This is a genomic window from Myxococcus sp. CA033 (genome assembly GCF_013336625.1).
In the GTDB taxonomy this organism is placed as follows: domain Bacteria; phylum Myxococcota; class Myxococcia; order Myxococcales; family Myxococcaceae; genus Myxococcus; species Myxococcus llanfairpwllgwyngyllgogerychwyrndrobwllllantysiliogogogochensis.
In genome coordinates, this window is sequence record NZ_JABUMU010000009.1 from 16,380 (window position 1) to 38,540 (window position 22,161).

Sequence of the window (22,161 nt, forward strand, 5' to 3'; positions counted from 1 at the left end):
AAAACGAGGCTCCGACAACAATCCCGTGTCCCCCCGGTATTCGGAGTCACCTTGCCCCGTCACATCCCCTTGCTCGCGCTCCTCGTGCTGTCCCTTGGCCTCTCCGCCTGCACCGAGGACGACGTCTGTACGGAGATTTCCACCTGCGGCTCGTGCGCGAGTGAGTACGTCGCCAATGCCTGCAAGTGGTGCCCGTCCGACAGCACCTGCTCCGCGTATGGTGAGAACAGCTCGTGCTCGTATTCGGAGCTGAAGGACGACGCGGACGAGTGTGGCGGCACGTCGGGCTCGTGCACCAGTCCGTACTCGGGGCCGGCGGCGGACCCGCAGTCCTCCGCGTTCTGCCAGGCCGCGTACCACTACGGCTGCCAGGGCAACACATTGAAGCGCAACGACAACTGCCGCGTGTACGCCCAGTTCGAATCAGACAATCCGGGCATGCCTTCCTGCCCCTACTGCCCCTGAGCCGATAGGTTCGAGGAATCCATGAGCGACGAAAACCCGAGCATCCTCTCTCACGTCTCCGTCGGAACGAATGACTTCGCCCGCGCGGTGGCGTTCTACGACCAGGTGCTCGCCACGCTGGGCTGTCGTCGGGTGCTCGACTTCCCCAACGCCGTGGCCTACGGCAAGCAGTTCCCGGAGTTCTGGGTGCAGATGCCCCTCGACGGACAGCGCGCCACCGTCGGCAACGGCACGCACTTCGGCTTCATCGCCACCTCGAAGCAGATGGTGCACGCCTTCCACGCGGCCGCGCTCGCGGCGGGAGCCACCGACGAGGGCGCCCCCGGTCCGCGCCCGCTCTACGGCGAGCCCTACTACGGCTGCTTCGTGAGGGACCCGGACGGCCACAAGGTGGAGGCGTCCTTCTGGGATGCCTCGCTGGGTGACGCGCACGGCGCCTGAAGCAGCCCCCACCCACGAGCGATGCGGGCCCGCGCGAGGAGGACTCGTCGGGCCCGCGGAAGGTTCGTTCAGCGGGCGGCGGAGGGCACCGCGGGCTCGGTGTCATGGCGGTAGATGACGCCCTCCTTCATCACGAAGAACACGGCCTCCGTCTTCCGGATGTCCTGGAGCGGATTGCCCGGCACCGCCACCACGTCCGCCAGCTTCCCCAGCTCCAGCGTGCCCAGCGTGGCGGACACGCCCAGGAGTTCCGCCGCGTGCACCGTCGCCGCGCGCAGGGCCTCGGCCGGCGCCATGCCCGCTTCCACCAGCAGCGCGAACTCGCCCGCGTTGCGCCCATGCTCGAAGACCCCCGCGTCCGTGCCGAAGGCGATGCGCACGCCCCGCGCAATCGCCTTGCGCAGCGACTGCTTGCGCGCCTCGTCCACCGCGCGCACCTTGCGGATGTTGTCCTCCGGCAGGCGGCCCTGGTCCGCGCGCTCCTTCACGCCCTGGAAGGCCATGGCGGTGGGCACGAACCAGGTGCCCTTGCGCTTCATCAAGTCGAGCGCCTCGTCATCCAGCAGCGAGCCGTGCTCGATGGAGTCCACGCCAGCGCGGATGGCCCGCTTGGCGCCCTCCGCGCCGTGGGCATGCGCCGCCACCTTGCGCTTGCGCGCGTGCGCCTCATCCACAATCGCATCCAACTCCGCCTGGGTGAGCTGCGGCGAGTCCACATCCGAGTTGAGGCTCAGCACGCCGCCCGTCGCGCACACCTTGATGAGGTCCGCGCCGTACTTGAGCGTGTCGCGCACCTTCGCGCGCAGCGCCTCCGGCCCGTCCGCCACGCCCGCGCCCGTCTCGTCCGCCAGCACGCCCTTGCGCCAGGAGTTGCCCTCGTCGCAGTGGCCGCCCGTGGTGCCCAGTCCCGCCGTGGCCGTCAGCATGCGCGGCCCCACCACCGTGCCTCGGCGGATGGAGTTGCGCAGCCCCACGTCGATGAAGTCTCCGGCGCCCAGGTTGCGCACGGTGGTGAAGCCCGCCATCAGCGTCGCGCGCACGCGCGGCAGGGACTCCAGCGTCTGCTCCGGAATGGTCCGCTGGAGCGAGTCGATGACGTCCTGCCTCCAGTCCTCGCCCGGCTCGCCCGTCAGGTGCGTGTGCGAGTCCATGAAACCGGGCAGCAACGTGGCATCCCCCAGCTCCACCACGCGCGCGCCCTCCGGCGCCTTCGCGCCCGCGCCCACCGCCGCCACCTTGCCGTTCGTCACCACCACCACGCCCGGCGTGACGAGCCTCCCCGTCTTCGCGTCGAACAGGCGCGCGGCCTTGAGCACGTAGGCCCGGGGCGGCTCGGCCGCGGAGGAAGGGAGTCCCAACAGCAGGCAGGCCACGAGGAGCGCACGTCTCATGGGGCCCATTGCCCTCCGCTCCCCCCACCCGAGTCAAGCGCCCGGGTGCATTCCCACCGTGAGCGCACCGCGCGCTCACGGAAGAAGCCGGAAGCCCCCTACACCTCGCGGAGCTTCCAGGTGCCTCGCCGGAAGAGGATGGCGGAGACGATGGCCAGCATGGAGAAGGCCACCGTGAGGGCCAGGAAGACGCCCGAGGGCCCCATCCCGACAGGCCCCGACAACACCCACGCCAGCGGCAGCTCGAGCAGCCAGAAGCAGAAGATGTTGATGAGGGTGGGCGTGGCGGTGTCCCCCGCGCCGTTGAACGACTGCGTGAGCACCATGCCGAAGGCGTAGAAGAGGAAGCCTCCGCTGATGATGCGCAGCGCGTGGGCCCCGTAGTCCACCACCGCCGCGTCGGGCGAGAAGGCGCTCACCAGGGGCTGGGCGAAGACGATGAACAACAGCCCCAGCGAGCCCAGGAAGACGGCGTTGATGACGCCCGCGGTCCACACCGCGCGCTCACCGCGCTCCGGCTGCTTCGCCCCCAGGCTCTGCCCCACCAGCGTGGCCGCCGCGTTGGCCAGGCCCCACGAGGGCAGGAGCGCGAAGAGGACGATGCGCATGGCGATGGTGTAGCCCGCCACCGCCGCGCTGCCGAACGTCGCGACGATGCGCGCCAGCACCACCCAGCTCGTGGTGTTCACCAGCGACTGCGCCGTGCCCGCGCCGGACAGCTTCAGCATGGCCAGCATCGTCCCCGGCTCCAGCCGCAGGTGCTCGCGGCGCACCTGGAGCCGCCCGCTGCCCCGCGCCAGCCGGTAGAGCTGGTACACCACGCCGCAACTGCGGCCGAACGTGGTGGCGACCGCGGCGCCCATGACGCCCAGCTCCGGGAAGGGCCCCAGGCCGAAGATGAGCATGGGCGCCAGGACGATGTTGATGGCGTTGGCCAGCCACAACACTCGCATGGCGATGGCCGCGTCCCCCGCGCCCCGGAAGATGGCGTTGATGAGGAACAGCAGCAGCACGCTGCCCATGCCGCCGAGCATCACCTGCGTGTAGCGCACGCCGTGCTCCAGCACCCACGGCGAGCCGCCCATCAGCTCCATCAACGGCCGGGCGAACACGACACCCGCCACCGCCACGGGAATGGCCAGCAGCACCCCCAGGCCAATGGCTTGCACCGCCGTGCGCGCGGCCCGCTCCGGGTCCTTCTCACCGATGCGGCGCGACACCAGCGCCGTGGCGCCGATGCTCAGGCCCGCCGCCGCCGCGTAGATGATGGTGAGCAGCGACTCCGTCAGGCCCACCGTCGCGACGGCATCCGCGCCCAGCCGCCCGACGAAGAACACGTCCACCACGGCGAAGATGGACTCCATCACCATCTCCAGCACCATGGGGACCGCGAGCAGGAAGATGGCCCGCTTCACCGGCAGACCCGTGAGGTCCCGCTCGGTGCCATGCATGGCTTCCTTCAGCGAAGCCCAGAGCCCCACCACGGGTTCCCGCGACGACGGCGCATCCACCTCCGACATTTCCGGCCTCCATGCCGCCCCGAACCTGGGCCCTTCTGGCAGGAAGGCGCGGGCGCGTCCAGGGACGGCCGCCGCCGTCATCGGCTGACCCCGGGCCCGGAGCACGGCGGACGGACGAGCGGGCGGGCCCTTGTCCTTCGCGCCCGGACGAGCGTGCGTGGAAGTCTCTTGCCCCGTACCGGAGGCGGAGCCCCGAGGGCTCGGTCGTCCTGCCTCGAACACCCATCCAGCGCCGGCGGGCCGTCCTTCTGTCCCGGGCCGAGGTGTAGCTTGCCTCCACTCATGGTGACGAGCTTCTCGCGTGCTGCAACCCCCACGGACCCCAGTCAGGGCGCCGCTCATTTCCGTCTGGCCAGCAGTGCGCGCCTCCTGGGACGCATGCACCTGGGACCGGGGGTCCACGTCGCACAAGGCGCGGTGGTGTGCTCTCCAGAAGGCGCGGTCCAACTGGGCGCGGGCTCCGCGGTCCGGGAGAACGCCGTGGTCATCGGCACGGCCCGACACCCCGTCGCGGTGGGAGAGAAAACCGCGCTCGGTCCACGGAGCCTCGTGCTCGGCGCATCCGCGGGCCACCTGTGTGACGTGGGCGCTGGCGCCATCCTCATGCCCGGCGCACAACTGGGAGACCGCTGCCTCGTGGCGGATGGCACGCTGGTGCCCGCGGGCATGTTCGTGCCCTCCGATTCCGTCGTCGTGGGGCGGCCCGCCCGGGTCGTCCGCCGGGTCGACACCGGGGACCTGGAGCGGCTGCGCACCGCGCGAGGCGGCACCCTCTCGCTGCCCGAACAACCCCTCACCCCCTTCTTCGCGAGAGACCGCGCCGAGGACGCCCCCATGGGACAGTTGTACTCCTTCCGAGACAAGCACCCGCTCGTCCACCCCACCGCCACCCTCTTCTCCTCCTGCGAGGTGACGGGAGACGTGCTCATCGGACCGGGCGCCATCATCGGCCCCGGTGTGAGAATCGTGGGCGAGTCCCACGTCCCGCTGCGAATCGGCGCGGGGGTGCGCATCCACGCCAACGCGGTGGTGCACCTGCAGCCGGGCGGCTCGCTCGTCATCGAGGACGGCGTCTTCATCGGGCCGGGCTGCCTGGTGCACGCCTGCTTCGTGGGCGCGGGGACGGTGGTGGAGCCAGGCGCCATCCTCTGCGACCGAAGCCGCCTGGGCCGGGGCTGCATCGTCGGCGCGGGCAGCCTCGTCCGCGCGGGGACCTTGTTCCCGGACGCGGCGCAGGTGGATGGCTTTCCCGCGGTGCAGACAGGCTTCCTCTCCGCGCTGCCACCCGCGCCCGTCTGGGCCCTGCGGCCCGAGGACCTGCCCGAGCTGCGCCGCGTGAGCTGAAGGCGGGCGCGCCGCACCCGGAGGCCGTGCGAGGCCCCGGCGGGTCGCCCGTCAGCGCGTGCGCCGCGCGTGCCGTGGGGCACCTCCGTCCAAATCGTGAAGGAAGCGGGAAGCCGCGCGGGGAGTGGCCGGGTGGGCCTGGCCGCGTGGGGACCGGACGGAGGGCTTTCACGGCGAGGGCGAGATGTGGCAGGCGCCGGGCACCGAAGGGCTTCAGGAGATTCATCGAGGACGCCGCTACGTCGTCCTGCGGACCTGGGGACAGGACGGCAGGCCCCTGGTCATCAAGCAGGTCCGCCGAGGTCCGCTCGCCGTCGGCAGCGGCCCCATGCTGCGCCACGAGGACGCGCTCCTGCGCGAGCTGCGCGACGGGGTGCCGGACATCTCCCGCGTCGTCTCGCTCACCGAGGAGCCCTCGCAACCGCTCGCGCTCGTCCTGGAGGACGCCGGGCCCCACAACCTCCAGGAGTGGCTGCATCGCAGGCCGGTGGGCGTGGAGGTCTTCATGGAGCTGGCCCTGCAGCTCGCCGGCATCCTCTCCCGCCTGCACCAGCACCACGTCATCCACCGCGACCTCAACCCCACCAACCTCGTGATGAGCGCCAGCGGCCAGCGCCTCACGCTCATCGACTTCGACCTGGCCACGCGCGTCTCCGGACTCGCGCCCTCCGGGGACATGCCCGGGGAGCTCCAGTGGGCCCTGGCCTATATCGCCCCGGAGCAGACGGGCCGGATGAACCGGCTCATCGACCACCGCGCGGACCTCTACTCCCTGGGCGCGACGTTCTACGAGCTGCTCACGGGTCTGCCGCCCTTCACGTCCGCGGACCCCGTGGAGCTGGTCCACGCCCACCTGGCCCGGCATCCCGTGCCGCCCGCGTTCGCCAACCCCGCCGTCCCTCGCGTCGTCTCCGACATCGTCCTCAAGCTGCTCGCGAAGATGCCCGAGGAGCGCTACCAGAGCGCCGACTCCCTCCTCGTGGACCTCCAGGAGGTCCGCCGCAGGAAGGGCGCGGACCTGTCCGACGACTTCGAGCTGGGGCGGCTGGACCTGGCCCGCCAGCTGTCCCTCCCCGAGCGGCTGTATGGCCGGGAGCCGCAGCAGGCCGAGCTGCGCGCGGCACGGGAGCGGGTGCGCCAGGGCACCAGCGAGCTGCTCCTCCTGTCCGGCGCGGCGGGCATCGGCAAGTCGGCGCTGGTCCACGAGCTGGCGCGAGACGCGGCGCGCGGCGACCGACTGCTGACCGGCAAGTTCAACCAGCTCCAGGGCAACGTGCCCTACTCCGCGTTCGTCCAGGCGTTCCAGGGCCTGCTGCGCGAGCTGATGGAGGAGGCTCCGGAGGCGCGGGACATCTGGCGTCAGCGGCTGCTCGGCGCCCTGGGCCCCCACGCCCGCGTCATCAGCGACGTCATCCCCGCGCTGGAGGAACTGCTCGGCCCGCAGCCCCTGCCACCGAAGCTGGGACCGGTGGAGGCGTCCGCGCGCTTCCATCTGCTCTTCCAGTCCTTCGTGCAGGCACTGGCGACACCCCGCCATGTCCTGCTCCTCTTCCTGGATGACCTCCAGTGGGCGGACCCCGGCTCGCTCCAGCTCCTCAAGAGCCTCTGCGGAGACCCCGGCTCGCTCCACGTCCTCTTCGTCGGCGCCTGGCGCTCCCAGGAGGTCGGCCCCGAGCATCCGCTGCCGCGGCTTCTGCGCACGCTCGAGGAGCAGGGGGCGATTCCCTCCCACTCCTTCGAGCTGGCGCCGCTGGATGCCGCCGCCATCACCGCGCTGTGCGCGGACACCTTTCGCCGCGAGCCGTCGGAGGTGGCGCCCCTGGCGGAGCTGCTCCTGAACAAGACCGCGGGCAACCCGCTCTTCCTCACCCGCCTGCTGCGGCTCCTGCACACGTCCGGGCTGCTCAGCTTCGATTTGGAGCAGGGCACGTGGACGTGGGAGCTGGAGCGGCTGCGGCGCGTGGAGGTGACGGAGAACGTGGTGGAGCTGATGCTCGCCGCCATCCGTCGGCTGCCGGAGCGGGCGCAGTACGTGTTGGAGGTCGCCGCCTGTCTGGGGGACCGGGTGGAGCTGGGCCTGCTGTCATCGCTCGTCGACGAGCGCGCGACGGAGGACACGGCCTCCGCCTTGTGGAGCCTGCTGCGCGAGGGGCTGCTCATTCCGGAGAACGAGCCCTCGCGCCCGCAGGCGCGCACGGAGGACACCCCCATCACTCCCGAGGCCACGTATCGCTTCGCGCATGACCGCGTCCGACAGGCCGCGTACTCGCTGCTCACCGAGGACCAGCGCGAGGAGCTCCATCTGGCGGCGGGGCGCCAGCTCTTGCGCGGGGCGCGAGGGGACGTGCTCGAGGAGCGCCTCTTCGCGGTGGTGGACCACCTGTCTCGCGGCGCGCGCAAGCTCAGCGGCGCCGGGGAGCGACAGACGCTGGCGGAGCTGCTCTTCCGCGCGGGGCTCAAGGCCAAGGAGGCGTCGGCCTTCGGCGCGGCGCTGGTGTACCTCACGCGGGGACTGGCCCTGCTGCCCCGCGAGGACTGGCCCCGGCGACACGAGCAGATCTTCCAGGTCCACAAGGAGGCGGCGGAGTGCGCCTACCTGTCCGGCAACGGGAAGCTGGCCGAGGAGCTGCTCCACACCGCCCACGAGCACGCCGCCTCCGCGCCGCGCAAGGTGGACCTGTACGTCCTCCAGGTGCTGGCGCTCCTGATGAACGGCCACTACGCGGAGGCCCTGCGCGCGGGCCAGGAGGGGCTGCGTCTGTTCGGGCTGGAGCTGCCCGAACATGGCTACGCCCAGGCGCTCGCGTCGGAGCGGGCGCGGATGGAGCAACACCTGCGCGGGCGCGCGGTGGAGGAGCTGCTGGAGGCGCCTCTGCTGGAGGACCCGCGCCACCTGGCCTGCGTGCAGCTCCTGTCCGAGCTCGTCACGCCCGCGTTCTTCGTCGACCCGAACCTCTTCTCGTACCTCAACACCCTCGCCCTGGTGCTCACGCTGGAGCACGGCAACTCCCGCTGGGCCCCCGCGGTGTACGCCTGTCATGGGATGCTGCTCGCCAGCGAGGGCGACGCCGCGAGCGCCTATACCTGGTGCAACCTGGGCGTGGCGCTGGCGCGGCGGCTGGGTGACGCGCGCCAGGAGTGCCGGGCCCTCATCACGCTGACCCTCAACATCAATCACTGGCGCGCGCCCCTGCGCACCAACCTGTCGCTCTTGCGGCGCGCCGTCACCACGGGGCTGGCCAGTGGAGACCTCCAGTTCACCAGCTACGCGCTCACCACCGTCGTCTCCACCGAGCTGGCCATGGGCACCGAGCTGGTGCGCGTCCTGGGCTCCATCGACACCAGCCTGTCCTTCGCGCGCCGCGCGGGCGTCCAGGTGATGGCGGACGTGTCCATCCTCTCCCGTCAGGCCATTCGCGCGCTCCAGGGCCGCACCCACCAGCTCGCCCGACTCAGCGACGACGACTTCAACGAGCAGGACTTCCTCGACTCGGGGCTGACGACGCACACCAGCCTCTATCTGCACGCCCTCTTGAAGCTGCTGGTGGCGTATGTGCTGGGCGACCTGGACGAGGCCCTGAAAATGTCGCGCGAGGCGCTGCCCTACGAGCACTTCGCGCAGGGCTTCTTCCGCAACGTCGACTTCAACGTGCTGACGTCGCTGACGCTGGCGGCGCGGGCCACCCGTCTTCCCGAGGAGCGCGAGGCGATGCTCGGCCTGCTCGCGGAGAACCAGCGGAAGCTCGGCGGCTGGGCGGAGACCTGCCCGGAGAACTTCCGCCACAAGCACCAGCTCGTCTCGGCCGAGGTGGCCCGCCTGGAGGGGCGGCACCTGGAGGCCATGGCCCTGTACGACAGCGCCATCGACGGCGCCCACACCGAGGGCTTCCTCCAGGACGAGGCCCTCGCGAACGAGCTGGCGGGGCGCTTCCACCAGCAGCTCCATCACAAGCGCTTCGCCACGCTCCACCTGCGCGCGGCCCTGGACGGGTACACGCGCTGGGGCGCGCAGGCCAAGGTGGTGCTGCTGGAGGAGGAGTTCCCCGAGCTCAAGTCCCTGGTCGACCGCCCCTGGAGCGAGCCGGGAATCACCCCGACGAGGCCTGATGCCCCCGGCGCGTCGCTGGATTTGCTCACGTTGCTCAAGGCGTCGGAGACGCTGGTGGGCGAGGTGGTGCTGGACCGGCTCCTGGAGAAGCTGATGGCGGTGTGCTTCGAGGCCGCGGGCGCCACGCGGGGCGCGCTGGTCCTGGATGAAGCGGGCGCGCTCCGGGTCCGCGCCGTGGGCGCCATCTCCGAGCCCGTCAGCCTGGAGCGCACGCCCCTGGCGCATGCCAGCCAGGTGCCCATCACCCTGCTGGAGCACGCCTTCCGCACCGGGGAGACGCTGGTGCTGGCCGACGCCGCGCACCAGGGGCGCTTCGTCCAGGACGCCTATGTCCTCCGCCGCGCCGTGAAGTCCGCGCTGGCCATCCCCATCCAGCGCCATGGCAAGACGGTGGGCGTGCTCTACCTGGAGAACGACCTGGCCACCCGCGCCTTCACGCCCGAGCGCGTGGGGGTGCTGCGCACGCTGTCGTCGCAAATCGCAATCTCCCTGGAGAACAGCCGCCTGTTCGAGCAGCTCCATGTCGAGGTGCAGGAGCGCCGCCGCGCGGAGCGGGCCGTGCGCTTCCTGGCCGACTCCGGACTCGCGCTCGCGGAGTCGCTGGATTTGGAGCAGACGCTCGCGAAGGCCACGCGGCTGGTGGTCCCCTTCCTCGCGGACTGGTGCATGTTCACCGTCGTCGAGCGAGGCGACACGCTGCGCACGCTGGCGGTGGCCCACGTGGACCCGGTGAAGGAGGCGCGCCTGCGCGAGCTGCTGGAGCACTACCCCGTGGACTGGACGTCTCCGCCCGCCGTCATCCACGCGCTGCGCACCGGCCAGCCCTTCCTGCGCGCGGACGTCACCGACTTCATGCTGCGCGAGCACGGCCACGGCCCGGAGTATGTCGAGCGCCTGCGCGAGCTGGGCTCACAGGCGGCCATGCACGTGCCGCTCATCGCCGGAGGCAGGACGCTGGGCGTCGCGACGTTCGTCTCCGGCACGCCCGGCCGCCGCTACAGCGAGGTGGACCTGGGCCTGGCGCAGGAGCTGGCCCGCCGCGCCGCCGTCTGCATCGACAACGCCCGCCTCTACCGCGAGTCCCAGGACGCCATCCGCCTGCGCGACGAGTTCCTCAGCGTCGCCTCCCATGAGCTGAACACCCCGCTCACGTCGCTGCGCCTCATGGTGCAGACGCTCTTGCGTCACACGCCCCAGGGGCTGCCGCCCGTCGCCATCCGCGGACTCAAGACGCTCGACAGCCAGAGCCTGAAGCTGGCCACGCTGGTGGAGGAGATGCTCGACATCTCCCGCCTCCAGGCGGGGCGTCTGGATTTGCACCTGTCGCGGGTCGACCTCGTGGAGGTCCTCGACGCCGTCACCCGGCGCATGCAAGAGCCCCTGAAGCGCGCCGACTGCGAGCTGGCGCTTCATGTCGCGGGAGGAGCGCTGGTCGGCCGCTGGGACGCGGCGCGGCTCCAGCAGGTGTTCGTCCACCTCGTCTCCAACGCGCTCAAGTTCGGCGCCGGCAAACCCATCACCCTGCGGGCCTGGGGCGACGCGGACGTCATCCACGTGAGCGTCCGGGACGCGGGCATCGGAATCGCCGCCGACCGGCTCGCCTACATCTTCGAGCGCTTCGAGCGCGCCGTCTCCGTGCGCGCCTATGGGGGGCTCGGGCTCGGGCTCCACCTGGTGCGGGAGCTGGTCACCGCGCTCGGGGGCACCATCCGCGTGGAGAGCACGCCCGGCGAGGGCAGCACCTTCACCGTCGAGCTGCCCCGCGAAGGACCTCCGGACACGCCCGCGTGACGGGAGGGCTGGCGGACAGGTGCCGCCCCAAAAAGACAGCACCCGGGTGGCCGCCACGAAGGCCCCCCGGGTGCTTGCTTCAGACCTGCGATGTGACGTGAAGGACTAGTACGCGCCCTTCAGCGTGACACCGGTGTAGGCCGAGTAGCCACGCACCATCACGTAGTACTTGCCCGCCGTGGTGTTCGTCAGGGCGCACGTCTCGACGTTGCCCGACAGGTACGGACGGCAGTTGTAGGTGGTCGTGGTGGGGGCCGCGTTGAAGCGCACGTACAGGTCCGCGTCGCCCGTGCCGCCCGTGGTGGTGAACGTCACCCGGGTGTTGGCCGGCACGTCCATCGTGTAGTTCACGGAGGAGCTGGCGGCGCCCGCCAGGCCCGTCACCGGCACGTTGTTCTGCAGCACGTTCGGCGGAGGACCGCCCGTGGTGAACGAGCCCGTCAGCGTCGCGCCGGAGTAGGTGGCGTACGCGCTGATGAGCACGTGGTAGACGCCCGCCTGGGCGGTGGTGATGGTGCACGTCTCCGTGTTGCTGCTGCTCTCCGACTTGCAGTCGTAGGTGGAGGAGCTCGGCTGCGAGCCGAACCGGACGAACAGGTCCGCGTCACCCGTGCCACCGGCGAGCGTGAACTTGAGGTTCGTGGCGCCGGCCGGGACGGTCAGGTTGAAGAACTTCTGGTTGCCCGTGGCACCGCCCAGGTTGTTCACCGGGATGCCGTTGGTCAGCACGACGGACGGCTGGGGAGGCAGGGTGACGCCCACGCCCACCGCTTCCCACGCGGCCTTCACGGCATCCTGCGTGGCCTGGTCATAGCCGAGGTCCAGCGCGGCCTGGATGGTCCACGTCTTCGCCTGAACGAAGGTGGTGGAGGCCGTGTAGATGTCGGTGTTGGCCTTGTACCAGATGCGGGCGGCCTTCTCGACGCCGATGGCCGGCACGGAGATGGTGGAGCGGCCGCGCGGGTGCGTGCCACCCTTGGAGAGCAGCGCGAACGCCAGGTTCGGGATGCCCGAGCTGTAGTGCACGTCCGTGCTGGAGGTGAAGTCGGAGGCGAAGTCCAGCGAGGCGCCGTCCTTCTTCGGGTCATCCATGTAGCGCAGGGCGTCGTTCGCCGTGCCCGGCGTCCACACGTCCTCGCCAATCATCCAGATGGCGGGCGTGGTGGCCCAGGAGCCGGAGGCCCAGCTCTCGCAGATGGCGGAGAAGGTGTCCGACATCGCCTCGTTCAGACCGCCGGACTGGCCGGAGTACGTGAGGTTGGACTCGTTCTCCGTCACGGCGTGGGTCAGCTCGTGGACGGTGACGTCCGCGTCCTTGCCCAGCTCGATGGAGTTCACGCCGTCGCCGTCGCCGTACACCATCTGGGTGCCGTCCCAGTACGCGTTCACGTAGTTGCTGCCGTAGTGAACGGTGCTGATGAGGGTGGCGCCCGCGTTGTTGATGGAGTCGCGGCCGAACAGCGTCTGGTAGCAGTTGTACGTGTACCCGAGCTGGTCGTAGTTCATGTCAACGTGGGCGTCGCCGATGGCGGCCTGGCCCTCGCTGCGCTTCAGCGTCCCCGGCGTGGTGCTGCCGTTGTTGGCGCTGTACACGCGGCGGTTGAGCGCGGAGTGGATGCGCGGGTGACGCGCGACCACACCGGCCTGGCCACGGGCGTCGACGAACACGTCGTCCACCAGCGGGATGCCCTCGACCTGGGTGCCGACGACGCGCACCTGCCACGCCAGGAAGAGCTGCTCGTTCACGTCACGCACATAGACGAGCCGGGGCTCGCCCTCGGTGGAGATGCCGGTGCCGGCCGTGGCGCGGGCCGCCGCACGGGCCGCCGCGGAGCCATCCACGCGGGGAACCGCGGGCAGGTCCTGTCCGTCGCGCGCGGAGCTGTTGGCCGCGTACACCTGGCCGTCCGGGCGAACGTGCAGCACGAGCTCGCCGTTGACGACCTCCAGGCCGTTCTTCGTCTGCCGGTAGCGCAGGTGCTGGTTGCCCTGGGCGTCGGTGCGGGCCTTGTTGAGGAACATGTCGTCCGCGCTCAGGCGGAAGATGGGGGCGATGCCCGACAGCGCGGGAGCCGCGGCGAAGGCCGCGTGGCCCACGGAGAGCGCGGACAGCGTGCGCTCCACCTTGCCCAGCTCACCGACCACCGTGAAGGGGATGCCGTCGGAGTGCACGCCCGCCACGCCCGCACCCGGCAGCTTCCCGAGGGAGCCCTGGATGTCGCCGCCGGACTTCGCTTCAGGAGCCTTCGTCTCGTCTCCCGTGGAATCCACGGTGCCGCACGCAGTGAGCGCTACTCCCAGCCAAGCCGCACCAATCGTCTTCAGGACTCGATGAGCCAAACGCACTACCTCCGGTAGAAAGACGGGATAGTCGTGACACACCTGGAATCAGGATTTCAAATACAAAATCGAAAATTCATGTTTCCGATTATTTCCTGACATGATTTGTAAAGTCTATTTACGCGTTTTTCCTTGTTGAGCAAGAAACGTCCAGACCGGGTGCGGGGTAGCAGCTCGCAGGGAGAAGCGGGCGGTAGAAGTCGACCCTGCCTGAAACACGGGCGCGTCTGTGAGGAATTCGAACGTTCTTGAGAGACATTGATGTCGAAGAAATGAGCCGATGTGACGACGGGGGGGAGGCGGGCCGGCCTCGCGGAGGTGGGTGGCCTGCTACAGTGACGTACTTGTCCGGCGCGAGGGCTTCGCGCCTGGTGCCTGGGGGCGCGCGCCATGGGGCATCCCGCCGTCGAGAACGAGACTCCGTTCGCCTTTGACCTGATGGGGCTCTGCGACGAGGAGGGGCGTCCATTGCTCCTGCTCGTGGTGAAGGCGACGTATGGACTCGGCGAGGCGGGGCTGACGGGGGTGAAGGAGCAGCCGAAGGTGAGCTGGCAGGGACAGCCCTGGGGCGAGCCCGGGGAGTCCAGCTACCGGTACGAGGTGGAGGGCGCGTTCATCAAGCCCGCGACGGACGTGGTGTTGCTGGGCCATGCGCATGCGCGGCGCAAGGGGGACACGGAGGTGCTGGTGGCGCTCCAGGTGGGGCCGCTGACGAAGGCGGTGCGGGTGTTGGGGGAGCGCACGTGGTTCCGGAGCCTGGGGCGGGTGTCGGCGACGAAGCCGCTGCCGTTCGAGCGGATGGCGTTGCAGTGGGAGCGGGCCTTCGGTGGGTGGGACAGGACGGATGCGGGGAGGCCGGCGTTCGAGCCGCGCAACCCGGTGGGCACGGGCTTTCGCGCCAGCGCGAGACACTTCGAGGAAGGGTTGCGGTTGCCCAACCTGGAGGACCCGGCGGAGCCGCTGCGGGAGTTGGGGCAGCGGGTGACGCCGGTGGGGTTCGGCTTCACGTCACCGGACTGGCAGCCTCGGGCGAGGTACGCGGGGACGTATGACGAGGCGTGGAGCAAGACGCGCAAGCCGCTGTTGCCCAAGGACTTCGACCGGCGCTTCTTCAACGCGGCCGCGCCGGGGCTCGTGGCGCCGGGGTACTTGAAGGGGGACGAGGCGGTCATCATCGCCGGGGCCTCGCCGAAGGGACGGCTGGCCTTCTCGCTGCCCGGGCAGACGCCGCCGGTCGTCACGGTGGAGCTGGCGGGCACCGAGGACGCGAAGCCCGCGATGCACCTGGACACCGTCATCCTGGATGCCGACGCGGAACAGGTGACGCTGCTGTGGCGAGGGCATGTCCTCCTGGGGGACGGCCTGCACGACGTGCGGGGACTGCGTGTCACGGCGGAAGGTGTGTCGAAGCCCACATCGAGGGGCCGCGCTGGCCGATTCCGCGCACGGCGAGGGCCCTCCGGCACCTGTCAGGCGGCCTCTCGCATGAATGCGCTATCATTCGTCGTCAGCCTGGTCGCGGCTGAGAGCTTTCGTCTTCATCCACCTCGTTCGCCAGGGCCTTCCGCATGAGCTCACACCCCGCCAGCAAGTCGAGCCAGCCCGGCCCCCAGGTGCGGGAGCCCATCCTCGGGAGTCGTTCCGGACAGCTCGTGGGACTCGAGGCCTCGGGAGCACCGCTCGTGGATTTTCCTGGCAACTCCTCGGGCCCCGTCCCCGCGCGACTGGCGGTGGCCCTGGAGCCCCGGGGCCTCCAGGAGGCCGTGGCCCGACGCCAGAAGGTGGTCCTCCTCTTCGAGAACGGAGACCCGGCGCTGCCCTTCATCATGGGCCTCATCCACGAGCCCAGCCCCACGCCCTTGCTGGATGCCTTGCTGGAGACCGCCGAGCCAGCGCCACCGCCTACCGAGGCACACGTCGACGGCAAGCGGGTGGTCATCGAGGGCCAGGACGAAGTCGTCCTCAAGTGTGGCGAAGCCAGCATCACCCTGCGCCGCAATGGCAAGGTCATCATCAAGGGGACCTATCTGGAGTCGCGAGCGACGGGCACCCACCGCATCAAGGGTGGCTCGGTGGAGATCAACTAGACGACATCCAGCGCGCCCCAGGACGCTCTCTGGGGAGGGGGACTCGAACCCAGACTCACGCGCAGTGTATCCTTGACGGACCTGGAGGTGGGGCCATGGCCGTCAACACAGGCGTCAACAAGATGTCCGTCGTCACCAAGGACAGTGGGGGCGTGACCACGGCCTTCCCGGATGTGTGCAAGACGCCCAGCCCCGCGGGGCCCGTCCCCATTCCCTATCCCAACGTGGCCCAGTCCTCCGACACCGACAAGGGCACGAAGAAGGTGTCTGTCGCGGGCAATCCCGTGTGCGTGAAGGACTCCAACTTCAAGACGAGCACGGGTGACGAGGCGGGCACGGCCGGTGGCGGCGTGGCCTCCAGCAAGACAAAGGGCAAGGCGGAGTTCATCAACTTCTCCTTCGACGTGAAGTTCGAGGGGAAGAACGTGGCCCGCGCCTTCGACCTCATGCTCCACAACGACAAGAATACGCCGCCGTTTCCTCTCATGCAGGGACCGGTGGTCGCGGGCGCGGGGAGCAAGAAGGAACCCAAGTGCCGCGTCTGCAAGAAGCACCTCTAGCAACGTGGCCATGACGCTGCGGACCGACATCGTCTTTAATTGGAACCACTACGAGCAGCACCTCGATGAGGCGAGCTTCCAGTGGGGCCAATGGGAGCAAAGCCTCTCAGCGCCAGACGAGATACCCGCAGAGGCCCTCGCAAGCGAGGAGCGCCTGCTCGCGCGAGTGGATGCCCTGGTCCTCGGTGGAGAACCGGTGGCCCGGAAGCTCCTGAGGCCCGCGCTCACCACGGAGGAGCCTGAGCGCCTGTCCACCGCGGTCTTCGCGCTCCTCGAAGGTGGCATCGACTGGGCGCCCGAGGTCCTCCTGCAACACCTGCGAGAGGCGCCGCCCGAAGCTCTTCCAAGCATCCAACGAGCGCTCGAAGTCCTCACGCCCGGGCCACGGACAGCCTGGCTCCAACCCCTTCTCGGTGCTTCCGAGCCGCGACTGCAAGCCCTGGCTTTGGACGTGCTCGGCTTCCAGTCCACTCAGCCTCAGGCCCTCGTCGAAGCGCTCGCCATATCGACCGACCCGAAGGTCGCCGCTTCGGCGCTTCGCGCGGCGGTCCGCGCGAGGAGAGGGGTCGACTGGCGCGGGGTCCGTCAGGCCCTGTCCTCGCCCGAGCTCGAGGTTCGCGATGCGGCGCTCCTCGCCGGACTGCTGTCAGGTCATCGGGAGACGTGGGCGGTCTGTAGGGAGCAGCTCGCCTCACGGGAGCGTGTCCCCGGTCTGCCTGCCTTGCTCCTGTCGCTCGGCACGGGCCCCGAGGCGGCGGCGCTGTTCGCCGGGCTGCTGCGCGACTCCGAGCTGCGTGCCGACGCACTCTGGGCCCTGGGGTTCAATGGCCACGTGTCCGCCGCCGAAGCCTGCCTGGAGCATCTCGAGGATGAGGCCGTGGGCCATCTGGCGGCGGAGGCCTTCAGCGCTATCACCGGCCTCCCTCTTGAAGGAGATTTCGTGGCGCGACCTCCCGACAGCTCCGAGGACCCCGACGAGGCCCCCGCGGCGCCCGAACGACATCCACTCCCGGGCGCGGGGCTGCCCCTCCCCAACGCCGGTGCCATCCGCGCCTGGTGGGAACAAACCCGCAAGCAGTTCCAGCCCACGGTCCGGTACCTGCGCGGCCGTCCCTGGACCCAGACCTCGCTGCTCGAAACCCAGTGGACGGAGCCCATGCGGCGACGGCACGCCTGGAGCCTGGAGCTGACCCTGCGCAGTCAGGGGGCCTGCCAGCTCCGAACGCGGGCCTTCCTTCGCCAGCAGCTCACAGCCCTTGCCGCGCTGCGAAGCACCGCGCTCACGCTGAATACCCGTCAGCTCGCTGGAGGCGTCCTCTCATGACGGCCCCCGTGTCAGCTCCCCCACTGCCAGTGGGAGCCATCGCCATCACCGCGCTGGGAATGACCACCTCGGGGGGATTGGACGTGGCCTCGGCCTGTGCTTCCGCGCGAGCTGGAGCCACCCACTGGACCCAGCTCGACGTCGAGGAGCCCGACCTCGACACGCTGGAGAGCGTCCCCTTGAAGGGACATGCGGTCCGGGGGCTGACGGATGGCTTCGAGGGAATCGGTCGTCTGCTCCGCCTGGGAGACGCGGCGCTCTCCGACTTGATGACCTCCGCGAAGCTCGAGCCCGCGCATCATGCGCGCACGGGCTTCCACCTGTGCCTCCCCGGCCACTTCCATGCCACCTGGCTGCTGCAGCTCGAGTTGCTGGGGCAGGGCCCCGCGCCCATGGACGTCGCGCGGGCGGAGTTCGCGCGTCATTTCGAGGAGCAACGTCAATGGCGCGACAAGCTCGAGACCTCCCTGGTGCCGTCGCTGCTCTCCATGCAAGACCTGTCCATCCCTCCCGCGTTGCGCTCTTGTTTCCATGGGGGACCCGCCATCTTCGCTCAAGCGGTGGAGCAGGCCATTCAACGGCTTCGCTTGCGCGAGTTGGACCGGTGCATCGTGGGCGGTATCGACACGTGCGTCCACGGTGACGCGCTGACCACGCTTCACACGCTGGGGCTCTTGCGGACCGAGGAGCAGCCTTCGGGCTTCTTCCCGGGCGAGGCCTCGGCGTTCGTCTTGTTGGAGCGAGCCGATGCCCTCCGTGCGCGGTCCGCGCCCGCGGAGGCGACGGTGACCGCCGTGGCCACGCGGCCGGCCGCGCATGACCGCGCCGCGGACAAGCCCGAGCATGGCGTCGCGCTCTCCGCCGCGGTCGAGGCCTGTCTCGGGGACCCGAGGCGCAAGCCGAACCTCGTGGTCGTCAACCTCAACGGAGACGAGTTCCGAGCCCGTGAGTTTGGAATGGCCCTGGTGCGAATGAGGGAGGCAGGGCTGCCCGCCGAGCTCCGTTACTGGTACCCGCCCGAACCCTTTGGAGAACTTGGCGCGGCGACGGGCGCCGTTTCCGCGTGCCTCGCCGTCCGCGCCTTCACACGGAGCTACGCCGAGAGCGATCAGGCTCTCATCCTCCTCATGGGAGATGACGCCGCGCGGGGCGCGCTCCTCCTTGATGACATCCCCACTCAGTCTCGCTCGACGAGGTGATCGATGAGCCTGGAACTCGCCCAAAAAGAAGCCGTCGCGCAATATCAAGACAAAGCGGCCAAGGCCCGGGAAGCGAGCGAGAAGGCGAAGAAGGCCCGGGAAGCGGCCGACGCGGCCCCGGACTCGGACAAGCTCGCGGCGGAGGCGGCGAAGGAAGAGGACAAGGCCAAGACCGCCGAGAAGAACGAGCATCTGGCGGAGCTCAAGACACGCGACACGCATGAGGCGGGCGAGGAGAACGGGTGCGTGACCCGCTGCGTCTGGACCCACCCGCGCCAGTATCCCTTCGAGCGCAAGTGCCTCTTCGAGGGGCATGACCACAAGAAGAACGCCGTCACGTACCACACGGCGAATGACCGACACTGGTACAACCTTCCCTTCCACAAGGAAGGCAACCGGGCACGCAAACGGCTCGAGGCAGCCCTCGGCTTTCGCTACCAACCCAAGGCAAAAGAAACCAAGAAGTCACTGGAGGCGGGCAAGAAGATTGAGATGGGCATCCGGATGGCCGGCCGGGATGACAAGAACAATCCCCTGGTCACGGCGGGAGCATGGGACCTCGGCACGGGAGACAACTTCAAGAGGGCCGGCAAACAGGCCAGACCCTGGAGCCACCATGCCCATCACCTCATCCCGACGGATGCCCTCTATCAGGTCTTCGAGGACGAAACTCCCATGCTTCAACAACTGAAATACAACATCAACAGAGGAATCAACATCATGGTGCTGCCGACGAGACCCATGATGGGCTGGGTGTATCTGCTGCCCGCGCACGTCAACAATCACCTCGGCTACAGCCGCGTCGTCGAGAGCCACGTCAAAACCGTGCGGGACAAGATGGGCAAGCAACAAGCCAGGACAGACGAGCATCCCGACTTATCGGACGCGCCGACCGAGTTGGAGAACATCTCCACGTCACTTCGCAAGCTCCTTCGGAAGACGGGGCTCGCGAAGGGCTTGTCGGGCGAGTTCCAGTTCGCCACCGTGGATGACGCCGTCTAATACGGTGCGCGCACGCGCCTTCCGAGCCCCTCCTTTTCCTTGAGACCTCCGTCGACACGACCATGACCACGAACACCCACCAGTATTTCTACCTCACCCAGGAGGAAACCGTGGAGTACTGCTTCGTCAACGAGTTTCCCAGCCCCATGAAGGGGTCCATGTGGCCCGCCTCCGAGGGGACGTCCATGGCGGCGAACTATCCAACGGGCGTCCGACTGAACATGGCTCGACGCCATCGCGGCATCGTCGTCCCAGACTTCATCCCCAACTCGCTGCTTGTCTACCTCATCACCGGGCGACTCAAGGCATTGCTCGACAAGGAGGCTGGCGCTGAAATCGAGTACCTCCCCTTCGCCCTCTGGAACCACAAGGGCCGCGTCGCCGCCGAGGGCTGCTTCATCGCCAACCTCCTGGGAGTCCAGGACTGCGTCGACCTCAAGAAGACGCGAGGCGAGAAATCCATCATGTCGCCCGGGGAGTTCCAGGTCATCAAACAGCTCTATCTGGACCTGGAAAAGGTGCCCAAGGACGCCAGGCTCTTTCGCATCAGCGTCATGCCTCGCTTCTTCGTCATCCGCGATGACTTGCGTGCCATCCTCGACCAGAACGGCGTCACAGGAATCCGTTACGTCGCCATGGGCGAGAAGGGCTACTTCGTCTGACACACGAAAGGAGCCACCCGCCATGGACCTGGAAACCATCCAAGACAACGCCTGGTACACGCTGACCATGGCCCTGAAGGCCATCACCGTAAAGGCGGCCGTCGAGCGCTCCGGGCGCGCCTATTTCGTCGCTTCGAAGATGTATCACCGCCTGGCCATCGGAGAGCTGCTCTCCGAGGCTCGCACGGACCGCTTTCAGGTCCTCCTCTGCAAGTCCGCGCAGGCACAGCTCCACTTGCTGCGATTGCAGGCGGGAGGACGCACCTTCGAGCCGCTCATCACCTGCCCGAGCCGGAACTCGTCCTTCCATGATGCCCTCGCCGCCGGACAGCTCGGCCTGGCCGTGGAGCTTGCTCGACTGGCCTCGGAACACCACGAGGCTCGGGCGGAGTACGAAGACGACTTCCTCCTGCAGCACTTCATGCACAAGCGACTCCTGCAACTGCACACCCGAGCACCCTTCGACTTCCAGCCGTTATTGGAGCGTTGGGGCGTCGTCGTCAAAGGCGAGCACGCCCCCTTCCTCAGCACCTGCAGGGCCCTCCTCGAGCGGGACGCGGAGGCCTTCCACGACGGCCTGCTCGCGACCATCGCGGAGCGTGGCCGACAGTTCCGTCAGAAGGATGCCTTTCCCGTGGAGATACGGCGCACGGATGGCCCCGTCTTCATCCAAGGCATGGCCCTGCTTCGGCTGGCCGAGCTGGATGCGCTCCCCATCCAACGTGAGTACCCGACCATTCCGCACTTCGCGCGATTGCCCGTGGGACCGTTGTCGCTCCCGGACGAAGCCTGGACGGAGCCTGAAGTCGGATTTCCTGACTAGGCGCTACGCCGCTCCATCCTCCACGTCGCCGTGGATGAGCCAGTGACGCGCGGGAGCGTCTTCCCAGAAGCGGCGCAGAATCTTGTCCGTGTGGCTGTTCTCGGCGACCCGGTTGAGCTGGAGCGCGACAATCTCGCTCTCCACCAGCTCCGCGACTCGCACCACGCCAGAGCGCAGGCCGTACTCCTGCACCCGGCGAATCATGTTCGTCGCTTCCGGTGACGCGGGACGGAACGTCCTCAGGTCCGCCTTGATTTTGATGTCGCGCCCCGCAAGCGAGTCTGTCGCCGCCTCCAGCTCCGACACGAACACTTCCATCTCCTGGACCCGGATGTAGCCCTCCAGGACGAACTCCACGATGGAATGCTCGACATCCACCCCGATTCGGAACACCGGGCGCTCCTTCGCCACATGGACACATGGAGGCACTTCTCTCCGACGTCCTACAGCGTAGGGGTCACCTCGACGGGTGCCCAGACACCCGGGAGTGCGGGGTGAACGTCCAGTTCAAGATTCGACGTTCAACCGCGCCAGCAACAACACCAGCGCACGTCGCGCCACCGCGTGCCGCACTTCACTCCGGTTCCCCTCGAAGACGTGGCGCTCCACCGTGGCCGTCCCGCCTCGACGCAGCACCGCGATGAAGGCCAGTCCCACGGGCTTCAGCGGCGTGCCCCCGCTCGGCCCCGCGATGCCTGTCTCCGCCACCGCCCAGTCCGCGCGCGAATGCGCAAGCGCCCCATGCGCCATGGCATCCACCGCCTCCGCGCTCACCGAGCCGTGCTCCTGGAGCAGCGCCAGCGACACACCGAGCTGCTCCACCTTGGACTCATGCGAGTACGGCACGAAGCCGCGCTCCACCACCGCGGATGCGCCCGGTACGTCCGTCAGTTGCGCGCAGAGCAGGCCCCCGGTGCACGCCTCCGCCAACACCAGCCGGACCCCCGCGCGTCGACAGCGCTCCAGCACCTGACCGGCCAGGTCCTCACGTCCCTCGTCCGTCACCTGTGCTCCTCCGACTCCATGACCTCGACCTCACGTGGCCCCGACGTTCATGCCACGCGAATCACATCTTCGCGAAGCCTCGGTTCCCACACTCAACGC

At 69.0% G+C, this 22,161-nt stretch carries 17 protein-coding genes; 12 read left to right on the forward strand and 5 right to left on the reverse strand.

Annotated elements, in window-relative coordinates:
* Positions 1-51: 51 nt before the first annotated feature.
* Positions 52-465: a hypothetical protein gene (locus tag HUA78_RS22175; RefSeq protein ID WP_141645443.1), complete on the forward strand. Its 414-nt coding sequence runs from the start codon at positions 52-54 to the stop codon at positions 463-465.
* Positions 466-486: 21 nt separating this feature from the next.
* Entirely contained in the window at positions 487-906 is a 420-nt protein-coding gene (locus HUA78_RS22180) for a VOC family protein (protein WP_141645442.1), read from the forward strand.
* Between the two features lie 68 nt (positions 907-974).
* Here HUA78_RS22180 and HUA78_RS22185 read toward each other — a convergent pair whose 3' ends face one another.
* Both HUA78_RS22185 and HUA78_RS22190 read right to left on the reverse strand, forming a co-directional pair.
* Positions 975-2,297, reverse strand: coding sequence for an amidohydrolase family protein (locus HUA78_RS22185; protein WP_174477096.1), 1,323 nt, complete (start codon positions 2,295-2,297; stop codon positions 975-977).
* A 98-nt stretch (positions 2,298-2,395) separates the two neighbouring features.
* On the reverse strand, positions 2,396-3,817 hold the full coding sequence (locus HUA78_RS22190) for an MATE family efflux transporter (protein WP_174477097.1): 1,422 nt from the start codon (positions 3,815-3,817) through the stop codon (positions 2,396-2,398).
* A 378-nt stretch (positions 3,818-4,195) separates the two neighbouring features.
* Here HUA78_RS22190 and HUA78_RS22195 point away from each other — a divergent pair, with 378 nt between their 5' ends.
* Positions 4,196-5,161, forward strand: a complete 966-nt coding sequence (locus tag HUA78_RS22195) for a gamma carbonic anhydrase family protein (RefSeq protein ID WP_254623844.1) — start codon at positions 4,196-4,198, stop codon at positions 5,159-5,161.
* Positions 5,162-5,345: 184 nt separating this feature from the next.
* A complete protein-coding gene (locus tag HUA78_RS22200; RefSeq protein WP_174477099.1) occupies positions 5,346-11,060 on the forward strand; it encodes an AAA family ATPase in 5,715 nt (1,904 codons plus the stop codon).
* A 105-nt stretch (positions 11,061-11,165) separates the two neighbouring features.
* Here the strand turns inward: HUA78_RS22200 and HUA78_RS22205 are convergent, their stop codons facing one another.
* Positions 11,166-13,400 (reverse strand): M4 family metallopeptidase, encoded by a 2,235-nt coding sequence (locus HUA78_RS22205; RefSeq protein WP_174453781.1) that lies wholly within the window; start codon positions 13,398-13,400, stop codon positions 11,166-11,168.
* Between the two features lie 390 nt (positions 13,401-13,790).
* On the opposite strand from HUA78_RS22205, the gene HUA78_RS22210 reads away from it, so the two are divergent.
* The 8 genes from HUA78_RS22210 to HUA78_RS22245 all read left to right on the forward strand — a co-directional run bounded on the left by HUA78_RS22210 (position 13,791) and on the right by HUA78_RS22245 (position 21,057).
* Positions 13,791-14,972, forward strand: a complete 1,182-nt coding sequence (locus HUA78_RS22210; RefSeq protein WP_174477100.1) for a DUF2169 domain-containing protein — start codon at positions 13,791-13,793, stop codon at positions 14,970-14,972.
* The gene (locus HUA78_RS22215; protein ID WP_174453775.1) at positions 14,969-15,487 is read left to right on the forward strand and encodes a DUF6484 domain-containing protein; all 519 of its coding nucleotides are present in this window, start codon (positions 14,969-14,971) and stop codon (positions 15,485-15,487) included. The genes HUA78_RS22210 and HUA78_RS22215 overlap by 4 nt, the downstream gene beginning before the upstream one ends.
* A 95-nt stretch (positions 15,488-15,582) precedes the next feature.
* A complete protein-coding gene (locus HUA78_RS22220) occupies positions 15,583-16,047 on the forward strand; it encodes a DUF4150 domain-containing protein (protein ID WP_174465711.1) in 465 nt (154 codons plus the stop codon).
* 10 nt (positions 16,048-16,057) lie between these two features.
* Positions 16,058-17,371 (forward strand): TIGR02270 family protein, encoded by a 1,314-nt coding sequence (locus HUA78_RS22225; RefSeq protein WP_174465712.1) that lies wholly within the window; start codon positions 16,058-16,060, stop codon positions 17,369-17,371.
* The gene (locus HUA78_RS22230) at positions 17,368-18,570 is read left to right on the forward strand and encodes a beta-ketoacyl synthase N-terminal-like domain-containing protein (RefSeq protein WP_174477101.1); all 1,203 of its coding nucleotides are present in this window, start codon (positions 17,368-17,370) and stop codon (positions 18,568-18,570) included. Before HUA78_RS22225 ends, HUA78_RS22230 begins: the two co-directional genes overlap by 4 nt.
* Positions 18,571-18,573: 3 nt before the next feature.
* The gene (locus HUA78_RS22235) at positions 18,574-19,572 is read left to right on the forward strand and encodes an AHH domain-containing protein (RefSeq protein WP_174465714.1); all 999 of its coding nucleotides are present in this window, start codon (positions 18,574-18,576) and stop codon (positions 19,570-19,572) included.
* 62 nt (positions 19,573-19,634) lie between these two features.
* Positions 19,635-20,234 carry an imm11 family protein gene (locus HUA78_RS22240; RefSeq protein ID WP_174465715.1) on the forward strand — a complete coding sequence of 200 codons (600 nt, stop codon included), beginning with the start codon at positions 19,635-19,637 and terminating at the stop codon, positions 20,232-20,234.
* 22 nt (positions 20,235-20,256) lie between these two features.
* On the forward strand, positions 20,257-21,057 hold the full coding sequence (locus HUA78_RS22245; protein ID WP_174477102.1) for an immunity 49 family protein: 801 nt from the start codon (positions 20,257-20,259) through the stop codon (positions 21,055-21,057).
* 3 nt (positions 21,058-21,060) lie between these two features.
* Here the strand turns inward: HUA78_RS22245 and HUA78_RS22250 are convergent, their stop codons facing one another.
* Positions 21,061-21,450, reverse strand: coding sequence for a hypothetical protein (locus tag HUA78_RS22250; RefSeq protein ID WP_174465717.1), 390 nt, complete (start codon positions 21,448-21,450; stop codon positions 21,061-21,063).
* Positions 21,451-21,564: 114 nt separating this feature from the next.
* On the reverse strand, positions 21,565-22,062 hold the full coding sequence (locus HUA78_RS22255) for a CinA family protein (RefSeq protein ID WP_174477103.1): 498 nt from the start codon (positions 22,060-22,062) through the stop codon (positions 21,565-21,567).
* Positions 22,063-22,161 lie beyond the last annotated feature (99 nt).

Excerpts from the sequence above, each read along its gene's own strand:
- HUA78_RS22180 (WP_141645442.1), top strand. The coding sequence starts at position 487 with ATGAGCGACGAAAACCCGAGCATCCTCTCTCACGTCTCCGTCGGAACG.
- HUA78_RS22185 (WP_174477096.1), bottom strand. The coding sequence starts at position 2,297 with ATGAGACGTGCGCTCCTCGTGGCCTGCCTGCTGTTGGGACTCCCTTCC.
- HUA78_RS22190 (WP_174477097.1), bottom strand. The coding sequence starts at position 3,817 with ATGTCGGAGGTGGATGCGCCGTCGTCGCGGGAACCCGTGGTGGGGCTC.
- HUA78_RS22195 (WP_254623844.1), top strand. The coding sequence starts at position 4,196 with ATGCACCTGGGACCGGGGGTCCACGTCGCACAAGGCGCGGTGGTGTGC.
- HUA78_RS22200 (WP_174477099.1), top strand. The coding sequence starts at position 5,346 with ATGTGGCAGGCGCCGGGCACCGAAGGGCTTCAGGAGATTCATCGAGGA.
- HUA78_RS22210 (WP_174477100.1), top strand. The coding sequence starts at position 13,791 with ATGGGGCATCCCGCCGTCGAGAACGAGACTCCGTTCGCCTTTGACCTG.
- HUA78_RS22215 (WP_174453775.1), top strand. The coding sequence starts at position 14,969 with ATGAGCTCACACCCCGCCAGCAAGTCGAGCCAGCCCGGCCCCCAGGTG.
- HUA78_RS22220 (WP_174465711.1), top strand. The coding sequence starts at position 15,583 with ATGGCCGTCAACACAGGCGTCAACAAGATGTCCGTCGTCACCAAGGAC.
- HUA78_RS22225 (WP_174465712.1), top strand. The coding sequence starts at position 16,058 with ATGACGCTGCGGACCGACATCGTCTTTAATTGGAACCACTACGAGCAG.
- HUA78_RS22230 (WP_174477101.1), top strand. The coding sequence starts at position 17,368 with ATGACGGCCCCCGTGTCAGCTCCCCCACTGCCAGTGGGAGCCATCGCC.
- HUA78_RS22235 (WP_174465714.1), top strand. The coding sequence starts at position 18,574 with ATGAGCCTGGAACTCGCCCAAAAAGAAGCCGTCGCGCAATATCAAGAC.
- HUA78_RS22240 (WP_174465715.1), top strand. The coding sequence starts at position 19,635 with ATGACCACGAACACCCACCAGTATTTCTACCTCACCCAGGAGGAAACC.
- HUA78_RS22245 (WP_174477102.1), top strand. The coding sequence starts at position 20,257 with ATGGACCTGGAAACCATCCAAGACAACGCCTGGTACACGCTGACCATG.